This window comes from Acinetobacter sp. GFQ9D191M (genome assembly GCF_011174875.1).
Lineage (GTDB): Bacteria > Pseudomonadota > Gammaproteobacteria > Pseudomonadales > Moraxellaceae > Acinetobacter.
The window spans coordinates 1-802 of record NZ_JAALGV010000171.1 but is presented as its reverse complement, the minus strand read 5'-3'; the positions used below and the strand labels follow the sequence as shown (position 1 = coordinate 802).

Here is an 802-nt window from a genome sequence, read left to right as displayed (position 1 = left end):
GACTTTTTCAACTCGCAATTGGAAAGCACACAATGAAGAAATACACCCAACTTTCTCAAGATGAAAGATACGAAATTTATGCTACTTTGAAAAGTAAAAGTTCAATCGCTACCCTTGCTCGGGAATTAGGACGTTCACGATCAACCATCTACCGTGAATTAAAAAGAAATACTGGGCAACGTGGATATAGAGCTCAACAGGCAGCTAAATTTGCAAGTCAAAGACGGTACCGTCCTTCATCATCAATGACAGCATTTGCCTTCGCTTATATTGATTATTTGATTGGTTTGGACTGGTCACCCGAACAAATTTCAGGTGCTTTAACACAACGCGGTTGGCTGGATGTACCTTCACATGAGTGGATTTACCAGTACATTTATCAAGATAAATCAAAAGGCGGTAAACTTCATCTACATTTAAGGCATCAGAAGAAATATCGAAAACGCGGTTACAAAAACACGGATCGTAGGGGTCAAATCATTGATAAAACAAGTATTCACTGCCGAGACCAGGTCATTGATCAACGACAACGTTTAGGAGATTTCGAAGGTGACACGGTGATTGGTAAACATCATAAAGGTGCTTTATTGACTCTCGTTGATCGAAAGAGCCTGTATGTACATATTGTTCATTTAGGGCCAACAAGAGCATCCTCTCAAACGATTACTTGTGCATTAGATCGTTTACAAATGAGCCATGCTTATAGTGTGACATTTGATAATGGCAAAGAATTTTCCGAACACAAAAGAATTACTGATGCTGGCATAGAGACGTATTTTGCTGATCCTTACAAGTCTATTCA

Annotated in this window: 1 protein-coding gene; it reads left to right on the top strand. The window is 39.2% G+C overall.

Going from position 1 to position 802, the window contains the following annotated elements:
- Positions 1 to 32 precede the first annotated feature (32 nt).
- Positions 33 to 802: IS30-like element IS18 family transposase (locus tag G5T77_RS16950; protein WP_166236275.1), on the top strand; the 770-nt coding region annotated here is incomplete at its 3' end.